The sequence below is a fragment of the Helicobacter didelphidarum genome (genome assembly GCF_003364195.1).
Lineage (GTDB): Bacteria > Campylobacterota > Campylobacteria > Campylobacterales > Helicobacteraceae > Helicobacter_A > Helicobacter_A didelphidarum.
In genome coordinates this window covers 1-707 of the sequence record NZ_NXLQ01000176.1, presented here as the reverse complement: position 1 = coordinate 707, position 707 = coordinate 1, and the positions used below count along the sequence as shown (strand labels likewise).

Here is a 707-nt window from a genome sequence, read left to right as displayed (position 1 = left end):
GGGGTGGTTCGTGCCTTATAGTTTTCAACCAAGTTATCATGAATTTAAAAAGATGTGTAAGCTTAATGAATTACCAAATAATGAAGAGAAGTATAATAAAATCTTAAGTTACTTTGGATTGAGTTTAGATACGCTAGATTGGGAAGGTATTGAAAAAAACTCAATATTATTAACACCAAAATATCTTGATTATGATGAAAATAATGTAAGATATTTATATTCTTATAAGATACAGAAATCTAGGATTGAGTATATAGCTCATCTATTATTTGAACATAAAATAGATAAGAGACATCTTATGAAAATAGAATTTGCATTAATATGGGACCCTAAAAGAAGGTATCTCACAACAAAAGGTATGTCTTCTTATGAGCTTGTATTCAAACCATACCGAGAAACTTGTAATATTTTTGAAAAAGGAGATTAAATGAGCAATAAAGAACAAATACAGAAATTAAGGGACTATGCGGAATTAGCTTGTGGTGCTTATGGATATTTTCATCTAGCAAAATCTCAAAGGATATGTTTATGGTATTATTTTTAGTGATATTATGGAATATTATTATCCCTCTTACTCTCTCATATTTTATATGGTGGCTCATATATAAAAAAGCATTTAAATCGAAGAAGAAAATCTCTAAGTTTTTAGTATTTATTGGAGGTATAGGATTAATTATTTTTTATTACACACCTTATTCATATTATTT

At 27.2% G+C, this 707-nt stretch carries 1 protein-coding gene; it reads left to right on the top strand.

Annotation, left to right across the window (positions count from 1 at the left end; translation table 11 throughout):
* Positions 1 to 427 (top strand): hypothetical protein (locus CQA53_RS11785; RefSeq protein ID WP_147290066.1); only part of this gene is annotated, 427 nt, incomplete at its 5' end.
* Between the last annotated feature and the right edge of the window lie 280 nt (positions 428 to 707).